General features: G+C 54.7%; 1 pseudogene. It reads right to left on the minus strand.

Annotation, left to right across the window (positions count from 1 at the left end):
- Nucleotides 1–453 (minus strand): annotated as a pseudogene (locus HMPREF0183_RS11590) (HNH endonuclease signature motif containing protein); the annotation flags it as partial.
- Between the last annotated feature and the right edge of the window lie 88 nt (nucleotides 454–541).

Genomic DNA, 541 nt, shown 5'->3' on the forward strand with positions numbered 1-541 from the left:
ACGCACTTCAGTCGTTTCACCATTGTTCTCAGTAATGAACAAGGCTTGTTGTTCATCCGTTAACGTGGCAGAAAACGCTTCTATGTGGTTGGCGAGGATAGCCCTGGCTGTTCCACGCACACGCTGATAAAACGCTTCCATCTCCAACACAGGACCCGTCAGCGACAACGTGGCTGTACCATCATCATTCACCCAATACGACACTCCCCGGTTACGCCGAGCGTTCTCCACCCGGGTTTCAGGAGTCATAAGCATCGCAAGGATTTCATTGACGTGGCGCCTGTAGGTTTTCCAGGGCACGTCCACACGCTTGTTGGTGAGCATGTCATCAAACACCGGGATACACACCCCAGCACGCCCCACCCTGCCAGCCGTATACAAAACCCGGTCAAACCCGACCACACCGGCCTTAGCCAAGGCCCAGAGTTTGGGCATGAGCACGACTGCTGTCATGATTTTCCGCACCCGGGTTATGAGCTGGGACCGTGTGCAATCTAAAAGCTTCGCCAGCACCCCTTCTGTCGGGGTAGGCAACTCTTCT

Source organism: Brevibacterium mcbrellneri ATCC 49030 (assembly GCF_000178455.1).
In the GTDB taxonomy this organism is placed as follows: Bacteria; Actinomycetota; Actinomycetes; order Actinomycetales; family Brevibacteriaceae; genus Brevibacterium; species Brevibacterium mcbrellneri.